The organism is Lutimaribacter degradans (genome assembly GCF_023703375.1).
Lineage (GTDB): Bacteria > Pseudomonadota > Alphaproteobacteria > Rhodobacterales > Rhodobacteraceae > Lutimaribacter > Lutimaribacter degradans.
In genome coordinates this window covers 1-2,469 of sequence record NZ_JAMQGO010000033.1, presented here as the reverse complement: position 1 = coordinate 2,469, position 2,469 = coordinate 1, and the positions used below count along the sequence as shown (strand labels likewise).

Annotated in this window: 2 protein-coding genes; both read left to right on the top strand. The window is 57.9% G+C overall.

What is annotated here, in order from left to right; genetic code table 11:
• Positions 1–114 precede the first annotated feature (114 nt).
• Positions 115–1,614: an IS21 family transposase gene (istA, locus tag M8744_RS17670; RefSeq protein WP_251420056.1), complete on the top strand. Its 1,500-nt coding sequence runs from the start codon at positions 115–117 to the stop codon at positions 1,612–1,614.
• Positions 1,611–2,342: an IS21-like element helper ATPase IstB gene (gene istB / locus M8744_RS17665; protein WP_251420055.1), complete on the top strand. Its 732-nt coding sequence runs from the start codon at positions 1,611–1,613 to the stop codon at positions 2,340–2,342. The genes istA and istB overlap by 4 nt, the downstream gene beginning before the upstream one ends.
• Positions 2,343–2,469: the final 127 nt, after the last annotated feature.

Sequence of the window (2,469 nt, the reverse complement as noted above, 5' to 3'; positions counted from 1 at the left end):
TGTGAATCGGCGTGCAAAATTGACCCACTTAGGTGGGTTATGAGCGAGTAAAATTGACCCACCTGTTTGTTTAATATCCGCACTTCAAGTGCGGAGGAAAAGCAGGTGCTATTGATGGAAAGTGTATCGAAGATCCGTTTGTGGGTGCTGGTTGAAGGGCGCAGTATCCGGTCTGTTGCGCGGTCGACAGGATTGTCGCGCAACACGATCAAGAAGTATTTGAAGGATGAGAGCCCGCCGAGCTACCAGCGTCAGGTGCCGCCGGTTAGGCACAAACTGTGCGACGGGTTTGATCTTCGGCTTCAGGACCTGTTCGATCAGGACCAGAAGCGACCACGCCGGGATCGGCGGACGGCCGTGAAGCTTTATGAGCAGCTCGTGGTGGAAGGCTACACCGGTTCCTATTCGCCGGTTCAGCGATTTGTCCGTAACCTGAAGCGATCCGGTGCCGGTTCGGGCGACGCTTTTATCCCGCTGCATTTTGCGGCCGGTGACGCGCTACAATTTGACTGGAGCGAAGAACGGGTTGTCCTGGACGGTATCGAGCAAAAGGTGAAGGTTGCCCATTTCCGCCTGTGCCACAGCCGCAAGCCCTTTGTCATGGCCTATCCTGGCGAAGCCCAGGAGATGGTGCTGGATGCCTTTGTGCAGGCGCTGTCTTTCTATGGTGGGGTTCCACGCCGTGTGATCATCGACAATCCCAAGACCATGGTGACTTATGTCTCGCGCTCGAAGGATCGGATATTCCATCCCCGGTTCCTGGCCTTGATGAACCACTACGTGATGGAGCCGGTGGCCTGCACGCCCGCTGCGGGCTGGGAGAAGGGACAGGTTGAGAACCAGGTCCAGTTTTTGCGCGGCCGATTGTTTGTGCCCAAACCTGCCTTTGATGATCTCGATGCGCTAAACGATTGGCTGCGCCTGCGGTGTGAAGACCTGGCAAACCGGCCTCATCCCGAGCAATCGGATCGCACGATTGCAGAGTTGTTCGAAGACGAACGCGCCGAACTGCGCCCTCTGGGTCGGGCATTTGACGGATACGTGGAAAAGACCATTCGTGTTCGTTCCACCTGCCTGGTTCAATATGCCAGCAATCGCTACAGCGTGCCGTCCCGGTTCGCGGGGCAACATGTGTCGTTGCGCGCCTATGCAGGCCGGATCGTGCTGGTATCGGGCCAGGATGTCATCGCCGAGCACAAGCGTCGCTTCACCCGCAATGTCAGCTATTTTGAACCTTGGCATTACGTGCCGCTGCTGGATCGCAAGCCCGGCGCTCTGCGCGACGGCGCGCCCTTTGTGGACTGGCAACTGCCTGAGGCCATGCATCGGATCAGGAAGCATTACATGGCCGGTAAAGGCGGGGATCGGGAGTTCGTCGATCTGCTTCTGCTGGCCCAAGATCACGGGATCGAGGTGGTCGAGGCGGCTTGCGAACTGGCGGTGGAACAAAACACCCTGCGCCTGCCCGCCATCGTCAACTTGATCAACCAGTTGATGGAGCCGGTCATCACGCCGCTCAGCGACGCCTATACCTATCCGCAGCTGACCTTGCGGCCCGAGGCGGATTGCAAGCGCTATGAGACGCTGTGCTCGACGCAGGAGGCTGCCGCATGAACGCCCTCATCGCCCAACTGACCGCCCTGAGGCTGCACGGGATGGCAGCTTGCGCCCATGATTTGCTGTCCGCGCGCAAGCCACCAAGTCTGACCACAGCGATAAAGCAACTGATCGACGCCGAGACTGTAGAGCGGCGGGTGCGCTCCATCCAGTATCAAATGCGCATCGCGAAGTTCCCCCATCACAAGGACTTCGCCACCTTCGATTACGGTGCGGCCGCCGTCACCCAGACCCAGATCGAACCGTTCTGCACAGGCCAGTTCACCGAGGAGGCGCACAATCTCATCCTGGTGGGCGGAACCGGAACCGGCAAAACTCATATCGCCATCGCTTTGGGAACCACTTTGGTCAACAACGGCAAGAAGGTGCGCTTCTTCAATGCTGTCGATCTGATCAACGCCCTGATCAAGGAGCAGGCCGAGGGCAATGCGGGGAAGATCATCCGGCAGCTCTCGGCCCTGGACTGCGTCATCATCGACGAGTTGGGCTACATCCCGTTCCCTAAGTCCGGTGGCGCATTGCTGTTCCATCTGATCAGCAATCTCTATGAGAAGACCAGCGTCATCATCACCACCAATCTGGAGTTCGGCGAGTGGGTCTCGGTCTTCGGCGATGCCAAAATGACAACCGCGCTTCTGGATCGCGTAACACATCATTGCGCCATTATCGAAACCGGCAACACGTCATACCGGTTCGCACAAAGCAAGCGACGCAGAAAAACATAAACGTCGCGCACGCAAAGCCCCCAGACGGACTCGCTATATGAGGGCGGCCCGCCTGGGGGCTTTGCACCTTATAGGGTGGGTCAAAATCAAACGCTGAAGACGGGTCAGTTTTGAACGCTCATTGACA